The organism is Rhodoligotrophos defluvii (assembly GCF_005281615.1).
GTDB lineage: Bacteria > Pseudomonadota > Alphaproteobacteria > Rhizobiales > Im1 > Rhodoligotrophos > Rhodoligotrophos defluvii.
The window spans coordinates 18559-36758 of sequence record NZ_SZZM01000010.1; the positions used below are offsets into that span (position 1 = coordinate 18559).

General features: G+C 65.4%; 15 protein-coding genes. 8 read left to right on the top strand and 7 right to left on the bottom strand.

Features of this window, described 5'->3' with window-relative positions; all coding sequences use genetic code 11:
* Window positions 1–48: 48 nt before the first annotated feature.
* Entirely contained in the window at window positions 49–1083 is a 1035-nt protein-coding gene (locus E4P09_RS25220; protein ID WP_137392436.1) for a histone deacetylase family protein, read from the bottom strand.
* 131 nt (window positions 1084–1214) lie between these two features.
* Between E4P09_RS25220 and E4P09_RS25225 the strand changes: the two genes are divergently transcribed.
* The 5 genes from E4P09_RS25225 to E4P09_RS25245 all read left to right on the top strand — a co-directional run bounded on the left by E4P09_RS25225 (window position 1215) and on the right by E4P09_RS25245 (window position 5861).
* Window positions 1215–1745 carry a GNAT family N-acetyltransferase gene (locus E4P09_RS25225; protein ID WP_137392437.1) on the top strand — a complete coding sequence of 177 codons (531 nt, stop codon included), beginning with the start codon at window positions 1215–1217 and terminating at the stop codon, window positions 1743–1745.
* 92 nt (window positions 1746–1837) lie between these two features.
* Window positions 1838–2704, top strand: a complete 867-nt coding sequence (locus E4P09_RS25230) for an ABC transporter permease (RefSeq protein ID WP_137392463.1) — start codon at window positions 1838–1840, stop codon at window positions 2702–2704.
* Window positions 2701–3516: an ABC transporter permease gene (locus tag E4P09_RS25235; RefSeq protein ID WP_338049032.1), complete on the top strand. Its 816-nt coding sequence runs from the start codon at window positions 2701–2703 to the stop codon at window positions 3514–3516. The genes E4P09_RS25230 and E4P09_RS25235 overlap by 4 nt, the downstream gene beginning before the upstream one ends.
* Before the next feature lie 43 nt (window positions 3517–3559).
* Complete coding sequence (locus E4P09_RS25240) at window positions 3560–4702, top strand: extracellular solute-binding protein (protein ID WP_137392438.1); 1143 nt, start codon at window positions 3560–3562, stop codon at window positions 4700–4702.
* 67 nt (window positions 4703–4769) lie between these two features.
* Entirely contained in the window at window positions 4770–5861 is a 1092-nt protein-coding gene (locus tag E4P09_RS25245; RefSeq protein WP_137392465.1) for an ABC transporter ATP-binding protein, read from the top strand.
* A gap of 334 nt (window positions 5862–6195) precedes the next feature.
* Here the strand turns inward: E4P09_RS25245 and E4P09_RS25250 are convergent, their stop codons facing one another.
* From E4P09_RS25250 to cueR, 5 genes are all read right to left on the bottom strand, one after another.
* On the bottom strand, window positions 6196–6948 hold the full coding sequence (locus E4P09_RS25250; RefSeq protein WP_137392439.1) for an SDR family oxidoreductase: 753 nt from the start codon (window positions 6946–6948) through the stop codon (window positions 6196–6198).
* Window positions 6949–6964: 16 nt separating this feature from the next.
* Window positions 6965–8374, bottom strand: a complete 1410-nt coding sequence (gene der / locus E4P09_RS25255) for a ribosome biogenesis GTPase Der (protein WP_137392440.1) — start codon at window positions 8372–8374, stop codon at window positions 6965–6967.
* An 88-nt stretch (window positions 8375–8462) separates the two neighbouring features.
* Complete coding sequence (locus E4P09_RS25260; protein ID WP_170984643.1) at window positions 8463–9818, bottom strand: outer membrane protein assembly factor BamB family protein; 1356 nt, start codon at window positions 9816–9818, stop codon at window positions 8463–8465.
* 11 nt (window positions 9819–9829) lie between these two features.
* Entirely contained in the window at window positions 9830–10681 is an 852-nt protein-coding gene (locus E4P09_RS25265) for a tetratricopeptide repeat protein (RefSeq protein ID WP_170984644.1), read from the bottom strand.
* A gap of 192 nt (window positions 10682–10873) precedes the next feature.
* Complete coding sequence (gene cueR / locus E4P09_RS25270; RefSeq protein WP_137392443.1) at window positions 10874–11281, bottom strand: Cu(I)-responsive transcriptional regulator; 408 nt, start codon at window positions 11279–11281, stop codon at window positions 10874–10876.
* A gap of 315 nt (window positions 11282–11596) precedes the next feature.
* Between cueR and E4P09_RS25275 the strand changes: the two genes are divergently transcribed.
* The 3 genes from E4P09_RS25275 to E4P09_RS25285 all read left to right on the top strand — a co-directional run bounded on the left by E4P09_RS25275 (window position 11597) and on the right by E4P09_RS25285 (window position 14618).
* Window positions 11597–12274, top strand: a complete 678-nt coding sequence (locus tag E4P09_RS25275; protein ID WP_137392444.1) for a CvpA family protein — start codon at window positions 11597–11599, stop codon at window positions 12272–12274.
* Window positions 12275–12342: 68 nt separating this feature from the next.
* A complete protein-coding gene (gene purF, locus E4P09_RS25280; protein WP_137392466.1) occupies window positions 12343–13839 on the top strand; it encodes an amidophosphoribosyltransferase in 1497 nt (498 codons plus the stop codon).
* A gap of 50 nt (window positions 13840–13889) precedes the next feature.
* Window positions 13890–14618 (top strand): SDR family NAD(P)-dependent oxidoreductase, encoded by a 729-nt coding sequence (locus E4P09_RS25285; RefSeq protein WP_137392445.1) that lies wholly within the window; start codon window positions 13890–13892, stop codon window positions 14616–14618.
* Window positions 14619–14628: 10 nt separating this feature from the next.
* Here E4P09_RS25285 and E4P09_RS25290 read toward each other — a convergent pair whose 3' ends face one another.
* A complete protein-coding gene (locus E4P09_RS25290; protein WP_137392446.1) occupies window positions 14629–18114 on the bottom strand; it encodes an indolepyruvate ferredoxin oxidoreductase family protein in 3486 nt (1161 codons plus the stop codon).
* Window positions 18115–18200 lie beyond the last annotated feature (86 nt).

Genomic DNA, 18200 nt, shown 5'->3' on the forward strand with positions numbered 1-18200 from the left:
GGCAGGGCAACGGCAATCAGCGGCAGAATAGCGCATCGGCCTGTGCCTTTACGATACACGGTGAACAAATCTGAAACGCTGCAAGAAGGATTGGAGATTGTCGCCCAGCGGCGGGCAAATATAGCCGCCTTCCTGAATGATCACCGTGGGGAGGGCGAGGGATGCCAGTCTTGCCGCTATCTCAGCGAAGCCCCGCGTGGTGACCGCCAGCCCCGCCAGCGGATCGGCCTCGGAGGGGTCCAGCCCGAGCGCGATGACCACGGCGTCCGGCGCGAAGGCCGCCACCCGGTCGAGGCCGCAGTCGAGCGCTCTCAGGAAACCCTCGTCGCCGGTCTTGCGCGGCAAAGGGAGGTTCAGATTATAGCCGAGGCCGGGGCCTTTGCCGCGCTCGTCGGCATAACCCCAGAAGAATGGGTAGAAGCGCTCGGGATGGGCGTGGATCGAGACGGTGAGCACGTCGGCCCGGTCGTAGAAGATGCCCTGGGTGCCATTGCCGTGATGCAGGTCCACGTCGATGATCGCCACCCGCTCGTAGCGTCGGCGCAAATGCTGGGTGGCGATGGCCGCGTTGTTGAGGAAGCAGAAGCCGCCGGCGAGATCGCGAAAGGCGTGGTGACCGGGCGGCCGGCACAGGGCATAGGCGGAGCCTTCGCCGTTCAGAACGAGCTCCGCCGCATGAACGGCCGAATGGGCGCTGCGCAGCGCGGAGGTCCAGGTTTCCCGGCCAATCGGCGCTGCGGTGTCGGCCACGTGGTAGCCGACCTGGCCTACGGCGGAGGCGGGGTAGGCGCCGTCGCGCCGGTCGGGGTGGATGTTGGGGATTACCTCCTCGGAGGCCTCCCCGATACGCATCCACCGCTCATAGATACCCTTCAGGAACTGCAGATATTCAGGCGTGTGGACCGCGGCCACCGGCGTGAGGCCATAATCATCCGGCACCACCCGTTCGAGCCCTGCGCGCAGGGCGGCCTCCAGCAGGATGTCGGCGCGGCGGGGCTGCTCGGGATTGGGCTTGCCCGCTCCGCTCGACAGGAAGAACTTGGGATCGTGGAGCTTCTGGGCGTCGTCGAACACAACCTTCATCTGCGGTTTTTCCCCTGAGGTCGCGAGCGTCGTGGCGGGTTTTCGAGGCGGCCACGTCTCTCCGTTAAGCGGGCGTTTTGAGCACATAGCAGAGATTGCCGATCTGGTCAGTCAATGCGAGGGAGAAGGTGATGGCCGTCACAGTGAGAATGGCAGAGGAAAGCGATGCGGCGACTGTTGCCAGCATGATCCAGGCGCATGCCCGGTTCGACGGCAAGGCGCATCTGTGCAAGACCTCGGCTGAGGACATCCGGCGCCATGGCTTCGGAGATGATCCTGCGTTCCGCGTGCTGCTGGCGGAGAAAGACGGCGAGGCCGTGGGCTCGCTGATGTTCTACCGCTGCTTCTCGTCATGGGAGGGCAAGCCGTTCCTGTTCATCGACGATTTCTTCGTGCGGGAGGAGCTGCGCGGCCACGGCATCGGCCGGCTGCTGCTGGCCCATGTGGCGGGTCTGGCCAAGGCACAAGGCTATCCACGGGTCGACTGGCACGTGCTCCGGGCAGCGGAGGCGCGCGGGTTCTATGAGCGGCTCGGCGGCATGTGGGTGCAGGACTTCGTGATTTACCGGCTGGAGGGTGGGGCGCTCGATCGGCTGGCCGAGGACGGCCTTAGACCAAGAGATGACGCTCCTGGTCTGGACAGCCCAAAGCCTGTGCTCTAGCGTCAGGAAAAAAGGGGGAACGCCGCGCGTGGCTCATGACGATCGCTGAACGATGGGGGACCATTCGGGCGCGTGCACCTTCTGCCGCGCCGATGACTGCGGCCGAGGCGCGCCGGCCCTGGCTGCTGCTCGCGCCGACCTTGCTCGCGCTGCTGGTGCTGATGGTCCTGCCCATCTGCATCATGCTGCTGTTTTCGTTTTATGAATTCGTGACGGGCGGGGTCGAGCGGGAGGTGCTGACCACCGCGAACTGGCACGAGTTCTTCACCGACAGCTATTACCACTATTTCCTCTGGAAGACGGTGAGAGTGGCGGGGATAACGGCCGTGCTGTGCGCGGTGATGGGCTATCCGCCCGCTTATTTCATCGCCATGACGCATTTCAAGCACAAGTGGCTGCTGCTGCTTCTGCTCATCGTGCCGTTCTGGATCAGCTTCACCATCCGCACCTTCTCATGGATCAACATCCTGGGTGAGCAGGGGGTGATCAACGTGGTGCTGCTCAAGCTCGGCATCATCAGCGAGCCACTCCGCATGCTCTATACGGAAGGCGCGGTGATCATGGGCATGATCCACTTCCTTCTGCCCTACATGATCCTGAACGTCTATGTGAGCCTCGAGGGCATCGACCGGAACCTGATTTCCGCGGCCCGCACCCTGGGCTGCACCAATTGGCAGGCGTTCCGGGAGGTGACATTGCCTTTGTCGCTGCCCGGCCTGATGGCGGGCCTGCTCCTGTGCTTCGTGCTGGCGGCGGGCAGCTATGTCACGCCGGAGATCCTGGGCTCCGGCCGGGACGCGCTGTTCGGCAACCTGATCTATGACACGATCATGGGCCAGCTGAACTGGCCGATGGGGGCGACGCTCTCGATGGTGCTGCTGGTGCTGCTGGGCGCGGTGGCGGCGGTCTATAGCCGCTACATGGGCCTGTCGCGCATGTTCAAAGGGTTGAGCCGGTGAGCCCGTCCGCAAGCGATGTGACCAGCGGCTGGGGCTGGCAGGCGGTGAAGGTTCTGACCATTCTGGTCTATATCTTCATGTTCGCGCCGATCCTGGCGGTGGTCATTCTTTCGTTCAACGATTCGATGTTCGGCGGCTTTCCCATGACCGGCTTCAGCCTGCGCTGGTATGAGAAGCTGATGGGCAACGAGGCGGTGCTGCGCGCCTTCAGAACCTCGCTGTGGGTGGCGCTGGTCACATCGGTCATCTGCACCACGCTCGGCATCATGGCGGCCATGGCGCTGGTGCGCTATGAATTTCCCGGCAAGCAGCTCGTGAACACGATGGTGATCGCGCCGGCGCTGGTGCCGGAGACGGTGCTGGGCGTCGGATTGCTGCTGCTGATCCGCTGGGCCCAGGAGCCGCGCACACTGGGGCTGATGGTCGCCGGCCACATCATGCTGGCCTTGCCTTACGTGGTTCTGGTGGTGCAGGCCCGGCTGATCGGGATCAAGCGGGTCTATGAGGAAGCCGCCCTGTCGCTGGGCGCCAACCGCTTCCACACGTTCCGCGAGGTGACCCTGCCGCTGCTGATGCCGGCCATCGTGGCGAGCATGCTGCTGGTCTTCACCATATCCTTCGATAACATCACCGCCAGCATGTTCTGGCGTCCGAGCGGCGTCGAGACGATGCCGACCCAGATCCTGTCGATGCTGAAGATCTCGATCAGTCCGGAAATCAACGCGCTTGGCACGCTGATGATCGTGATCACCGTCGGCGTGCCTCTTCTGGGCGGAGCGCTTGCCCGCATGCTTGCCCGCGGTGCCAAATGAAATCGCAAGAATGATCGCAAAAATGGAAGCGAGGGAGACTGTCATGAAAATCTCGACCACGAAGCGGCTGGAACGGCTGCAAGATCGCTACAGGAGCGGCAATATCGACCGGCGCACCTTCCTGAGCCTGACGGCCGCGGCCGCGGTGGCTTCCGGCGTTTCGATGCGCTGGATGGGCCCGGCGCTGGCGGCGGTGAAGGAAGTGCGGTTCGACGGCTGGGGCGGCGTGGTGCAGGAGGCGATCGATAAATATGCCTTCCAGCCCTATACGGCGAAGACCGGCATCAAGGTGGTGCAGGGCACGTTCGGCGACGAGGACGAGATCATCACCAAGGTGAAGGCCGCCGCGCCCGGGGAATATCAGATCATCCATTCCTCCGGGGTCGAGTACTACATCCGCTACGTGCAGGGCGGCTATAATTCGGAGATCAACGAGGCCAATATCCCTAACATGACGAATGTCATGGAGGCGATGATCAAGCCGTTCCGGGCCATCACGCCGAAGCTGTCGGCGGTGCCTTACGACTATGGCACCACCGGCATTGCGTACAACACCAAGGTGATCCCTCCGGAGGAGGCGAAGGAGAAGGGCGTGGCGCTGCTGACCGACCCGCGCTTCAAGAACAAGATCGGCGGCTATGCCAGCATGACGACGCGGGTCTGGTACGGGGCGCTCGGCACCGGCCAGAACCCGAACGACATCAAAGACATCGATGCGGTCTGGGAGAAGATCAGGGAGCAGCGCGACCTGGTGAAGAAATATTGGGGCTCCGGCGCCGAGCTCATGGATCTCTTGAGCAAGGAGGAGATCGTGGTGACGGACGCCTGGTCCGGCCGCGTGGCGGCGCTTCAGCAGCAGGGCGCGCCCATCGGCTATCTCGACCCGCCCGGCTCCTATGCCTGGATGGAGGACATGCTGGTGCTCAAAGGCTCGCCCATGGCCGAGTGCGAGGAGCTCATCAACTTCATGCTCGAGCCGGGCACTGCGATAGCGGTGGCGGAAGGGCAGAACTATCCGCCTTCGCTCGACCCGACCAAGGTCGAGATGAGCGAGAAGGTGAAGAAGCTGCCGGCCTTCGACCCGACGGGCAAGATGGAGCATCTTACCTTTGCGGACGCGCAATACTGGGCCCAGCACACGGATGCCTGGACCAAGCAGTGGGACCGCATCGCCCGCGGTGCCTGATCAGGAAGGGCCCCCGCCGGTCTGGTGGGGGCCATTCTAAGGAATGCAAGTGGAGGATCCTGCCGGCATGGCGCAGATTGCCGTTCAGCTGAACAACGTCACGCTCGCCTATGGCTCGTTCGTGGCGATCAAGAACGTCAGTCTGACGATCGAGAAAGGCTCGTTCGTCACCCTGCTCGGCCCTTCGGGCTGCGGCAAGACTACCATCCTCAGGTCGATCGCCGGGCTGGTCGACCCGACCTCCGGGGAGATCGTGGTGGCGGGCCGGCGCATCAACGACGTGCCGATCCACAAGCGCAATATCGGGCTGGTGTTTCAGAACTACGCGCTGTTCCCGCACAAGACGGTGTTCGACAACATTGCCTTCGGCCTCAAATACCGTGGGGTGGAGAAGCAGGAAATCGCCCGCAAGGTGAAGCGTGCCCTGGAGATGGTTCGGCTGCCCGGGGTGGAAAAGAAGCTGCCGTCGGAGATGTCGGGCGGCCAGCAGCAGCGGATCGCGCTGGCGCGCGCCATCGTCATCGAGCCGGACGTGCTGCTCCTGGACGAGCCGTTGTCGGCGCTGGATGCGAATCTGCGCGAGGAGATGCGCACCGAGCTCAAGCTCATCCAGCGGGAAGTGGGCATCACCACCATCTTCGTGACCCACGACCAGGAGGAGGCGCTGGCGATGTCCGACCGCATCGTGGTGATGAACCACGGGGTGGTCGAACAGGAAGGGCCGCCGGAAGAGGTCTACCGCCGGCCGGCGTCGCGCTTCGTGGCAAGCTTCCTTGGCCAGTCGAACCTGCTGGGCGGGCGGATCAACGGGGTCAATGGCTCGGTTGCGCAGGTTGAGCTCGACGGCGGGCCGCAGCTGACGGTGCAGGCGCCACCAGGGGTGGCCCCTGGTCTGCCGGTCACGGTGGTGGTGCGGGCGCAGCGGGTGAAGGTGGGGGAGGGCGACGGGCTGGGCGAGAACCGCATCGCCGGCAAGATCCTCAACACCTCCTATCTCGGCGGTGCGGCCTCCTATTTCATCGACGTGAACGGCATCACGATCCAGGCCAACAATGCCATCGAGGACAAGGTGTTCCGGGAGGGCGAGCCGGTCACCTTCTCCATCGCACCGCAGGACTGCGTGCTGCTGGACGAGCACGGCCGGCGCTTTGGTGCTTAGCGGGCGTCGCCTGCGTATCCCGTGTGGCCCTGGATGCCGGCTCAGCGCCTAGGCGCGGCCGGCATGACGGTTTGGAGGCTGAGTTGTAAACCACCGTCATCACCCGGCTTGACCGGGTGATCCAGGGTCCCAGGGGAAAGCTTGTGCCGTGTGGCCCTGGATGCCGGCTCAGCGCCTAGGCGCCGTCGGGCATGACGCGCTTGTTTTTCAGGTATTTACCTCATCACCGGGTTCTAGAGCATTTCCGCGTTTCTCCGAATCGCTGAATGCTCTAAGTTCTTACCTGGTCGCATTTTCTTCACGCGAACCGGTATCCACTTCGCTCGAAAATGCTCTAGAAATGCGCGAGGTAGCCGCCGTCGACCGCCAGCACATGACCGGTGACATAGCTGGCAGCGGGGGACGCGAGAAATACCACCGCGCCGGCGATCTCCTCGGGCCGACCCCAGCGGCCGAGCGCGGTGCGCCGGCTCAGCCATTGGGCAATGGCCGGGTCCGCCACCATCTCGGCATTGGCTTCGGTGGCGAAGAAGCCAGGGGCAACCGCGTTGACGGTGATGCCGCGCGGGCCGAATTCCGCCGCGAGCGCGCGGGTCAATCCTTCCAGCCCGGCCTTGGCGGCAGTATAGGCGGCATCGCCCGCCCGGGCGATCTGGCCGGCGATCGAGGTGACATTGATGATCCGGCCGCCGCTCGGCATGGTCGCGGCCGCCTGGCGCGAGAGGTGGAGGGGCGCGACGAGGTCGATTTCGAGCAGCTGACGCACGGTGGCGAGGTCGAAGCTCTCGACCGGCCGGCGATCGCGCATACCCGCGTTGTTGACCAGGATGTGGAGCGGCCCGAAGGCTGAGCGCGCCGTTTCCAAGGCGCCGTCGATGGCGCTGGGGTCCGTGAGATCGAATGGAAGGGGCGAGACCGACCCGCCCGCCGCGCGGATCTCCGCGACCGATCGCGCCAGCGCATCGGCGTGCCGGCCATGCACCAGCACATGGGCGCCGGCCTCGGCCAGCGCCTGGGCCATGGCGAAACCGAGACCGCCGCGCGAGCCGGTGACCAGGGCCAGTTTTCCTTCGAGAACCTTCGCCATGGCGCCCCGCCGCTATTCACACATAGGGGTTCTCGCCCTTGCGGTAATGCAGGCGAATGGGCGTGCCCCACAGCCCGAAGCTTTCGCGCAGACCATTGACGAGATAGCGGGTGTAAGAGTCCGGCAGATGCTCGGGCGTAGAGCAAAAGACGATGAAGGTCGGCGGCCGCGCCTTGATCTGGGTCATGTAGCGCAGCTTGATGCGGCGGCCGCCCGGGGCCGGGGGCGGGTGGCGCTCGACCATCTCGGCGAGCCAGCGGTTGAGCCTGGCGGTGGAGATGCGCTGCTGCCAGGTCTCGTAGGCCCTGAACGCTGCCTCGATCAGCGCATCGACGCCTTGACCGGTGCGGCCGGAAACCGGCACCAGCGATATGCCCCTGACTTGCGGCAGCAGCCGCTCGATCGCCTGTTCCATAGCGGCCAGCGTGGCCTTGCCGTCGGTCACCAGGTCCCACTTGTTGGCGGCCACGACCATGGCACGGCCCTCGCGCGCGACGAGGTCGATAATGTGCAGATCCTGCTTTTCGAAGATCTGGTTGAGGTCGGCGCGCTGGGCTTCCGCCAGGGCCGCGTCGACCATGACCACCACCACCTCGGCGAATTGGATGGCGCGCAGGGCATCGGCCACGGACAGCTTCTCGATCTTGCCTTCGACGCGCGACCGGCGCCTCAGCCCCGCCGTGTCGTAGAACCTGATCGGCTTGCCGCGCCATTGCCAGTCCACGGCGATCGCATCGCGGGTGATGCCCGCCTCGGGGCCGGTGAGCAGCCGCTCCTCCCCCAGAATGCGGTTGATCAGCGTTGACTTGCCGGCATTGGGGCGCCCGGTGACGGCAAGCCGCAGGGGTCCGCGCTCGGCCTCCTCGTCGGAAACGGCCTCCTCGGCCATGCCGGCTTCATCAGGCGCCGCCTGGTTGCGCCGCGCCGCGATCTCCTCGGCCACGGCGGTAATGGCGTCATAGAGGTCCGAGGTGCCGAGGCCATGCTCGGCCGAGAAGGCGATGGGCTCGCCCAGGCCGAGCGCGTAGGCGTCATAGAGACCGATATCGCCGGCTGCGCCTTCCGCTTTGTTGGCGATCAGAATGACCGGCTTGCCCGCGCGCCGCAGCAGATCGGCGAAGTGCTGGTCATGAGGGGTGACGCCGGCCCGGGCGTCGATCATGAACAGGCAGAGATCGGCCTCCGCTATGGCCGCCTCGGTCTGCTGGCGCATGCGGCCCAGAAGGCTGTCCTCAGCGGCTTCCTCGAGCCCGGCCGTGTCGATAACGGTGAACTGCAAGTCGCCCAGCTTGGCGTCGCCGGCGCGCCGGTCGCGCGTCACCCCGGGCTGATCGTCGACCAGCGCGAGCCGCTTGCCGACCAGCCTGTTGAACAGGGTGGACTTGCCGACATTGGGCCGACCGATAATGGCAACGGTAAATGTCATCGCAGCGCCGTTGCTCCAAACGCCTGGAAGCCTGTCCGCCAGTCTTCCGCACCGCCCTTAAGAAAGCGCTGCGGCCCGGCAGGGCAGCTCACCGCAGGGCGATGAGCGTGCCGTCATTCGCCAACAGATACAGGGTGTTGTTGGCGATGATGGGGGGAATGAAAAACGGCCGCTCCAGGTTCATCTGATTGATGATCTGGCCGTCCTGCGGATTGATGGTGGCCACGGTGCCGGTGGACGAGACCGCAATCAGGCGGCCGCCACCCATGACCGGGCCCGCCCACCTCTGTCCGCTCGGCAACACCGAGGACCATCTCACCGCGCCGTTCTTGCGTGACAAGGCCACGAGGATGTTGCGGTTGGAGATCACGAAGACCGTATCGCCGGCGATCCACGGGGTCTGCGTGCCGGAAATGTCCTGGGTCCATTGCCGCACCCCATCGCTGAGCGAAAACGCGCCGAGGCGCCCAGCATGGGAGATGGCGATGACCTGGTTGCCTTCGATCACCGGGCGGCCGCCGATATTGTTGAGGGTCGCGGTGGAGCTGAGGCCGGCAAGGGTGGTGAGCGCATCGCCCCATTTCGGAATGCCATCGCTCTCGCGGAAGGCGATGAGTTCGCCCGACGTGTAGGGGGCAACCACGGTGTCGCTGGCGACCGCGGGGCTCGTGTTGGAGATGACGGCCGCCTGCTCGCCGGCCCCCTCGAACCGCCAAAGCTCGGCACCGTTTTCGGTCGAGAAGGCGAAGACCTGGTTGTTCACGTTGACGATAAAGACGCGCCCGTTGACCACGGTGGGGGCCGCGCGCACGGGCACCGTCACGCTCTTGCGCCAGATGATGGCGCCATTGGATGCATCAACCGCCAGGACTTCGCCAAGCCCGGTGGTGACGAACAGGCGCCGTCCATCGGACGCGATGCCGCCGCCGAACGCGCCCTGGCTGCTGCGGCCTTGCGGCACCAGCGAGGTAGACCAGGCGCGCGCGCCGGAAGATGCATCGAACGCGGAGAGGGTCGCCCGGATATCGAGCGTGTAAACGCGGCCGCCGACCACGATGGGCGGGGCGCTCAGCTGGCCGTCGCGGTCGGAGCCCTCGCCGATGGAGGCCGACCAGACGGTCGAGAGATTGGCGCCGAGAGACAGGTTCTGATAGGCGTTGGTCGGGACCCCGCCAGGCTGGGCCCAATTGGCATTGGTCTGGGCGGCGGGAATGACGATCGGGGTCGATGCAGCCGTCGGATCAGGTGCGAGGGCACCCGTGTTCGGCACGACGGCCTCGCGCTTGCCGGGAAGCACCGTGTCGTCATTGCCGGCGCCGAACATGCCCTTGACGGACGAGCACGCCGATAGCGCGAGCAGCGGCAGGATCGCTCCCGTCAACAAGAAGCGGCGCAGCCCCGGCTTGCCAGTTCCGGGACGGCTTCGTTCGATGGATCCGTGCATACCTGCTTCCGTCATTCTGAACTGGAACTCGAACTCTCGGCCGGGGCGGGGGCCGGGCTGGTAGTCGTCTCTCCCTGGCCTGCCGTCGGCGCCGTGGAGGCCTCAGACTGGGCTGGCGCTTCGGTCGAGGGTGCCTGCTCCCGCGATGCCGCAGGCGCAGCGCTGCCGGCCGCAGGCTGTTGCCGAGCGGCAGGCGCGTTCTTGGCGGCCAGCGCGCCACTGACCAGAGCAGATACGATCTGCGCCCGCTGCCGAGAGCTCATGGATGCCCTCGGGTCGCCCATGATATCGGCGAGCAGTTCGTTCGCCCGCTCCAGATCACCGGTGCGATAGGCCGCGAGCGCGATGATCTCACGCGCGGCATTGCGCCAGGGATTGCCTTCCGCATTCAGGGCTCCCACTCGCTGCTCGAGCTCAGCCGGGGGTGCGGTATCGACCAAGAGATATGCGGCGCGGATGCGGGCAAGGTCGCGCAGGACCGGCGAGGCGTCGTTATCGGCGGCAATGGAGTCATAGGCTGAAACGGCTCCCGCAACGTCGTTGCGCGCGAGCTTGATCGCCGCTTCCTGCAGAATGGCGAGGGTGCGAGGTCCGGTTTTCGAGCTTTCGGCGAGCTTGGCGAAGGCAGCCTGCGCCTCGTCCACCTTGCCCTGGTCGGCCAGCTCCATGGCCTCGACATATTGCTGCCCGGCATTCAGCGCCTGCTGGTGCTCGAAATATTGCCACAGCTTATAGCCGCCGACCCCGACGATGACGAGCAGGCACAGTCCGATGACGTAGGCGCCGAACCGGTTCCAGAGCCGCTTGAACTGTTCTTTGCGGACTTCTTCTTCGACTTCGCGATACAGCGACTCTTCACTCAACGGGCAACCCCTTTCACGGCTGTCGGCACAAAAGCAAATTGAACCGATTCGTCGGTACCGTTCTCACAGCCCGCGAGGCGCGTAAACTACATGGGTGGCCGAATGAAGGCAATGCGACCCCCTCCCTTTCGAAAGGCGGCGGATTTGTCCGGCCGCGCGGGCAAAAAGTGCTTCCTCCGGCTGACCATGATCTCAGAGGGCGGACTGCAGCTGCTCCGCGCCCGCCAGCCTGTCGAGAATTGCACAGTCCTGCTGCTCATTTCCCGGACAGGCGGCGATGAGCTCGTTCAGCTCGCGGCGCATCTCCCGCAAATGCTCGATCCGACGGTCGATCTCCTCCACGTGGTGCTCGGCGATGGCCCGCACCTCCGCGCTGCGCCGGCCATGGTCCTCCTGCAGGGAGGCCAGCATGCGGCAGTCGTCGATCGAGAAGCCCAACGCGCGGGCGCGCTGCAGGAAGCGGAGGCGTGCGACCTCCTGCGGTCCGTAGACGCGGTAGCCATTGTCGCGGCGCCGCGGCCGGACGAGGCCGATGTCCTCGTAATAGCGCAAGGTCTTGGCGGGCAGCCCGCTCGCGCGGGCGGCTTGGGATATGTTCATTTTCACCTGTCCTCGGTCATTCGGCTCAATATGGTTACGATTATACGTGCCGTACAGGATCGAGCGGGGTGAATACAGGGCGCCGCACAGTGGTTGCGACGACGTGACGTCAGCCTCGCGTTCCTTGCATGTGACAGAAGGGCAAAAGCATCATATAGTCCGCGCGGCCTGGAGGGTGGCTGAAGGCGGCGGCCGCGCCGTCTCACTCGATGGTTACCGGATCAGGATGATGATGATGCGAACACATCGGACGGGCGCCGCCGCGGGCGCCTTTCCGAAGCGTGATTCGACAAGCTGCTGTGGAGCCTGGGCTAAATGTCGTTCTCGCTTTTGGACGTCATCCTGATCGGCATCATGCTGGTCTCGGGCCTGCTGGCTCTGATGCGCGGCTTCACCCGCGAGATCCTGTCGATTCTCGCCTGGGCCGGCGCCGCGCTGGCGGCCTATGTGGCCTATACCGGCTTTCGCGAATTCGCGCGCAGCTATATCCAGCCAGACTACGTCGCCGACATCACCCTGGTCGCCGGCGTTTTTTTCCTGGTGCTGATCATCATCTCCGTGCTGACCAGCAAGATCTCCGACTGGATCCTCGATTCGGGGGTCGGCGCGCTCGACCGAACCCTGGGCTTCGTGTTCGGCCTGGCCCGCGGCCTGCTGCTGGTGGTGGTTGCCTATATCTTCTTTATCTGGCTGGTGCCGGTCGAGCGCCGGCCCGAATGGGTGCGCAATGCGGCCAGCCTTCCCCTCATCGAGGACACCAGCACATTCGTGATTTCATTTCTGCCGCCGGATGTGGCTGAAACCCTGTTGGGCAAGACCTATATAAACGCCAACCCCGATGGTGCCCCCTCCACGGCTCCCGCGGAACCGGACGAATCGACTGAACCAGCACCGGGCGTCGATCCTGAGGAGGAAGAGGGCTACGATAACCCATCGCGACAGGGTATCGAGCAGTTGCTGGATAACAATAACCCGCAAAGCACCGGCAATTAACCAGTCTGGGAGGTCCCGGACAGGAGACCGACATGGTGGCGATCAAAGCGTTCGAGCGTGACGGTGATATGACGATGGGAGCAGAGCGTGGCCGGGCCAGCGGCAGCTTCGTTTCAGGCGACTTCGACCTGGATGGCGACACGCTGCGCGAGGAATGTGGCGTGTTCGGCGTGTTCGGCCACCCCGATGCGGCGGCGCTGACCGCCCTGGGGCTGCATGCGCTGCAGCATCGCGGCCAGGAGGCGGCGGGCATCGTCACCTTCGATGGCGAGCATTTCCATTCCGAGCGCCGCATGGGGCTGGTGGGCGACCACTTCTCCTCCTCCAAAGTCATCGAGCGGCTGCAGGGCAACCGCGCCGTGGGGCACGTCCGCTACGCCACCACCGGGGAGACGGCGCTGCGCAACGTGCAGCCGCTCTTTGCCGATCTGGCGGCCGGCGGGCTGGCGGTCTGCCACAATGGCAACCTCACCAATGCCCTCACTCTGCGCGAGGAGCTGATCCGCAACGGGGCGATCTGCCAGTCCACCTCCGACACCGAGGTCATCCTGCACCTGGTGGCCCAATCCCGCAAGCCGCGGCTGATCGAGCGCTTCATCGAGGCCCTGCGGGCGATCGAGGGCGCCTATTCGCTGGTGGCGCTGACCAACAAGAAGCTGATCGGGGCGCGCGACCCGTTCGGCATCCGCCCGCTGGTGCTGGGCGAGCTCAACGGCGCACCGATCCTCGCCTCCGAGACCTGCGCCTTCGACATTATCGGCGCCCGGTTCATCCGCGAGATCGAGAACGGCGAGGTGGTGGTGATCAGCGAGGACGGTGTGGAGAGCCTGCATCCGTTCCCACGCCTGCAGCCGCGCCCCTGCATCTTCGAATATATCTATTTCTCCCGGCCCGACAGCGTGGTCGGCGGCCGCTCCGTCTACCAGGTGCGCAAGGCCTCCGGCATGGAGCTGGCCAAGGAGGCGCCGGTCGATGCGGACGTGGTCATTCCCGTGCCGGATTCCGGGGTGCCGGCAGCCCTCGGCTATGCGGAGCAGTCGGGCATTCCCTTCGAGCTGGGCATCATCCGCAACCACTATGTGGGCCGCACCTTCATCGAGCCGACGCAGCAGATCCGCTCCCTCGGCGTCAAGCTCAAGCACAATGCCAATCGCGCGGTGATCCGGGGCAAGCGCATCATCCTGGTGGACGACTCGATCGTGCGCGGCACCACCTCCCTCAAGATCGCGCAGATGATGTATGAGGCCGGGGCGCGGGAGGTGCACATGCGCATCGCCAGCCCGCCCATCAAGCATCCGGATTTCTATGGCATCGACACGCCGGAGGAGCAGGCGCTGCTGGCTGCCAACCACACCCTGGAGGAGATGCGCGAGTTCATTGGCGTGGACAGCCTCGCCTTCCTGTCCGTGGATGGCATCTACCGGGCGCTGGGCGAGGAAGGCCGCGACCCCATCCGGCCGCAATTCACCGACCATTGCTTCACCGGCGACTATCCCACGGCGCTGACCGACAAGGGCGGCGGCGGCCGCGCGCGGCAGCTCTCGCTCCTGGCCGAAGTCGGGTGACCACCAGCCGGTGCTTGACCGTGGGGTAGGAGCCGAATAACACCGGCACCATGACCAATCTGCTCAAGGACCGCATCGCGCTGGTGACCGGCGCGTCCCGCGGCATCGGCTATGCCACGGCCAAGGCGCTGGCCGCCGAGGGCGCGCACATCATCGCGCTCGCCCGCACCGTGGGCGGCCTCGAGGAACTCGACGACGAGATCAAGGCGCTCGGCGGCGCGGCCACCCTGGTGCCGGTGGACCTCAGGGATTTCGATGCGCTCGACCGGCTCGGTGTCTCCATCTACGAGCGCTGGGGCAAGCTCGACATTCTCATCGGCAATGCGGGCGTGCTCGGCCGCCTGACCCCGGTCGGCCATATCAAGCCCAAGGAATGGGACGAAGCCTTTGCGGTGAACGTGACCGCGAACTGGCGCTTGATCCGCTCCCTCGACGTGCTCTTGCGCCAGTCGGATGCGGGGCGCGCCCTATTCATCACCTCGGGGGCGGCTCGCAATGCGCGCGCCTATTGGGGCCTCTACTCCACCACCAAGGCGGCGCTCGAGACCCTGGTGCTGACCTATGCCAAGGAAGTGGCGATCACGCCGGTGCGGGTCAACCTGCTCAACCCCGGGGCGACCCGCACGGCCATGCGAGCGAAGGCCATGCCAGGGGAGGACCCGGCCAGCCTGCCTGCCCCGGCCGACATTGCCGCGCAGATCCCGCCGCTGGTCGCGCCGGCGCTGACGGACAACGGCGCGATCTGGGACATCAGGGAAGGCCGTCTGGTGCGGCGGTAAGGCAGGGTGCCTATTCCGCCGCCTCGCGGACCGGGGCGGGCCGGCCGGAGCGGAACTGCGCGAGCAGTGCCTGCTCGTCGGCCTTCGCCTTCTCCAGATGCCGCTCCTTCACGTGACCAAACCCGCGGATCTGCTCGGGGATCGAGGCGATCTCCACCGCAAGCCCGTAGAGCTCGGGCTTGAGGCCGGCCAGCAGCTCGTCGATCCGCGCCTCATATTCGCCGATCAGTGCCCGCTCAGTCTTCCGTTCCGCCGTATAGCCGAAAATGTCGAGCGGCGTGCCGCGCAGACGCCTGAGCTTGGCCAGCATCCGGAATGCCCGCATCATCCACGGTCCGAACTCCTGCTTGCGCAGGTGACCCGTCTGGGGGTCGCGCTTGGCCAGCAGCGGCGGCGCCAGATGGAACTTCACCGTGAAGTCGCCCTCGAATCGCCGCTTCAGCTCGTGCTCGAACGCGCCGTCCGTATACAGCCGGGCGACCTCGTACTCGTCCTTATAGGCCATCAGCTTGAAATAGTAGCGGGCAACCGCCTTCGACAGCGCATCCGACCCCGGCATCACCTTCGCTTCCGCCGCCCGCACCCGGTCAACCAGCGCCTGATAGCGCTGGGCATAGGGGGCATCCTGGTAGTCCGTGAGGAAAGCCACTCGCCGGGCGATCATCTCGTCGAGGTCATGGGCCGGCGGCGGCGCCATTTCGTCCTCATGCGCCACGATCTTCTCGACCGCTGCCAGATTGTGGGCGGCACGCCGGCCCCACAGGAAGGCCTGGGTGTTCATCTTCACCGCCGCGCCATTCAGCTCGATCGCTTTCTCGATCGCCTCAGCACTCAGGGGGATCAGGCCCTTCTGATAGGCAAAGCCGAGGGTAAACATGTTGGAGGCAATCGAATCGCCCAGAAGCTCAGTCGCAATGCCCGTCGCGTCGACAAAGAAGCTGCGGTCGCGCCCCGTCCGCGCGGCGATGCCCATGGCCAGATCGTCCGATGGCAGCCGCAGGTCCGGGTTGCGGGTGAACTGGGCCGGCATGGTCTCGTGATTGTTCACCACTGCGTAGGAGCGGCCCTTGGCCAGGGTGGCCAGGTTCTTCTCCGAGGCCGAGGTGATGAGATCGCAGCCGAGCAGCAGATCGGCGCCGCCGGCCGACAGGCGGATGGTGGCGATATCGGCCGGTGTACGCGCGATCTTCATGTGCGTGACGACCGCGCCGTTCTTCTGGGCAAGGCCAGCCATGTCGATGATGCCGGCGCCCTTGTCCTCCAGATAGGCCGCCATGCCGAGGATCTGGCCGATGGTGACCACCCCGGTGCCGCCGATGCCGGTGATCAGAATGCTCCATGGCCGGTCGAGCGAGGGCTGAACCGGATCCGGCAGCGCCTCGAACAGCGCGCCGTCGCCGGCACGCCGCGGCTTGCCGCGCGTGAGCTGGCCGCCTTCCACCGTCACGAAGCTCGGGCAGAAGCCGTTCACGCAGGAATAGTCCTTGTTGCAGGACGACTGGTCGATCTGCCGCTTGCGGCCGAACTCCGTCTCGACCGGCACCACCGCCACGCAGTTCGACTTCACCCCGCAGTCGCCGCAGCCTTCGCAGACCAGCTCGTTGATGAACACCCGCTTCTGCGGATCCGGGAAGGTGCCGCGCTTGCGACGGCGCCGCTTCTCCGCCGCGCAGGTCTGATCATAGATCAGCACCGTCACCCCCGGCGTCTCCATCAGCTCCTTCTGCAGCGTGTTCAGCTCGGAGCGATGATGGACGGTGGTGCCCGGCGGGAAACCGGCATCCGAGGGATATTTCTCGGGCTGATCGCTGACGATCACCACCCGCTTCACGCCCTCGGCCGCCACCTGATTGGCGATCATGCCGACGGTGAGGTCGCCCTCGTGATGCTGGCCGCCGGTCATGGCCACCGCATCATTGTAGAGGATCTTGTAGGTGATGTTCACCTTGGCCGCCACGGCCGCGCGGATCGCCAGATAGCCCGAGTGGTTGTAGGTGCCGTCGCCCAGGTTCTGGAACACGTGCTGGCGCTTCGAGAACGGCGCCTCGCCGATCCAGTTGGCGCCTTCGCCACCCATATGGGTGTTGCCCTCGGTCAGCCGCTCGGGGATCTGCTGCACCATCCAATGGCAGCCGATGCCGGCGTAGCCGCGGGCGCCGTCCGGCAGGATGGTCGAGGAATTGTGCGGGCACCCCGCGCAGAAATAGGGAATGCGGGCGATGAGGTCGGGCGCGTTGCGCACATTCTGCAGGGCTGCGGCCAGGGCATCCATGCGCGCGGTGATCTGCTTGTCGAGCACCGCCCCGTGCAGGGCCAGCCGCTTGCCGATCTCCAGCGCGATATGGTTGGGGTCGAGCGCGCCGTAGGCCGGGAAGAGGGTCGCGCCCTGCTCGTCGGTCTTGCCGATCACCAGCGGCCGCCTGGGCGCGTTGTAGAGTTCGTCGCGGATCTGCGCTTCGAGCAACGAACGCTTCTCCTCGACCACCATGATGAGGTCGAGCCCCTCCGCAAAGCTCTTCACGATCTTCGGGTCGAGCGGCCAGACCATGCCGACCTTGAGCAGGCGCAGGCCGAGATCGGCGGCCTTGACCTCGTCGATGCCGAGCTCGTCCAGGGCCTGGCGCACGTCCATATAGCTCTTGCCGGTGCTGACGATGCCGATCTTCGGCGCCCGTCCACCGGCGAACACGACCTTGTCCAGCCCGTTGGCGCGGGCGAAGGCGACCGCCGCCGCCTGCTTGTAGATGTGAATACGCTTTTCCTGATCCAGCCGCTCGTCGCGCGGACGAATGTTGAGCCCGCCCGGCGGCATCTCGAAATCATCGGGAACAACGATCTTGATCCGGTCGAGGCCGGCTTCCGCCACCGCCGTCGATTCCACATTGTCCTTCACGAGCTTGAGCCCGACCCACAGGCCGGAAAAGCGCGACATGGCGATGCCGTAGAGCCCGTAATCCAAGATCTCCTGAACGCCAGCCGGATTGAGCACCGGCATCATCGCATCCACCAGCGCAAACTCGCTCTGATGGGCCACTGTCGACGACTCGGCCGTGTGATCGTCGCCCATCAGCACGAGCACGCCGCCGAGCTTGGACGTGCCGGCGGAATTGCCGTGGCGGAACACGTCGCCACAGCGGTCAACGCCGGGACCCTTGCCGTACCACAGGCCGAACACGCCGTCATAGGCACCTTCGCCGCGCATCTCCGCCTGCTGCGTGCCCCAGATGGCGGTCGCCGCCAGGTCCTCGTTCAGGCCGGGCTGAAAGATGACCGAGCTTGCCTTGAGCAAGGCGGCGCGGCGGCCAAATTCCTGGTCGACCCCGCCCAGGGGCGAGCCGCGATAGCCGGTGACATAGCCTGCCGTATTGTGACCGGCCCGGGCATCGAGCGCGTGCTGCATCAGCGTCAGCCGGACCAGCGCCTGGACGCCGGAGAGATAGACCCGATCCTTCGAAAGGTCGTAGCGATCATCCAGCGATACAGTCTTGAGATTCATTGGGACTCCCTAGGCGCTAGATCGCTCATGTTCTGCCGATTAGGTAAGCAAGATTGACATAAATAGGCAGTCAATGCAACGCTCAC

Bases quoted from the DNA above. Each gene is read 5' to 3' on its own strand.
- E4P09_RS25220 (WP_137392436.1), bottom strand. From the start codon at position 1,083: ATGAAGGTTGTGTTCGACGACGCCCAGAAGCTCCACGATCCCAAGTTC.
- E4P09_RS25225 (WP_137392437.1), top strand. From the start codon at position 1,215: ATGGCCGTCACAGTGAGAATGGCAGAGGAAAGCGATGCGGCGACTGTT.
- E4P09_RS25230 (WP_137392463.1), top strand. From the start codon at position 1,838: ATGACTGCGGCCGAGGCGCGCCGGCCCTGGCTGCTGCTCGCGCCGACC.
- E4P09_RS25240 (WP_137392438.1), top strand. From the start codon at position 3,560: ATGAAAATCTCGACCACGAAGCGGCTGGAACGGCTGCAAGATCGCTAC.
- E4P09_RS25245 (WP_137392465.1), top strand. From the start codon at position 4,770: ATGGCGCAGATTGCCGTTCAGCTGAACAACGTCACGCTCGCCTATGGC.
- E4P09_RS25250 (WP_137392439.1), bottom strand. From the start codon at position 6,948: ATGGCGAAGGTTCTCGAAGGAAAACTGGCCCTGGTCACCGGCTCGCGC.
- der (WP_137392440.1), bottom strand. From the start codon at position 8,374: ATGACATTTACCGTTGCCATTATCGGTCGGCCCAATGTCGGCAAGTCC.
- E4P09_RS25260 (WP_170984643.1), bottom strand. From the start codon at position 9,818: ATGCACGGATCCATCGAACGAAGCCGTCCCGGAACTGGCAAGCCGGGG.
- cueR (WP_137392443.1), bottom strand. From the start codon at position 11,281: ATGAACATATCCCAAGCCGCCCGCGCGAGCGGGCTGCCCGCCAAGACC.
- E4P09_RS25275 (WP_137392444.1), top strand. From the start codon at position 11,597: ATGTCGTTCTCGCTTTTGGACGTCATCCTGATCGGCATCATGCTGGTC.
- purF (WP_137392466.1), top strand. From the start codon at position 12,343: ATGACGATGGGAGCAGAGCGTGGCCGGGCCAGCGGCAGCTTCGTTTCA.
- E4P09_RS25285 (WP_137392445.1), top strand. From the start codon at position 13,890: ATGACCAATCTGCTCAAGGACCGCATCGCGCTGGTGACCGGCGCGTCC.
- E4P09_RS25290 (WP_137392446.1), bottom strand. From the start codon at position 18,114: ATGAATCTCAAGACTGTATCGCTGGATGATCGCTACGACCTTTCGAAG.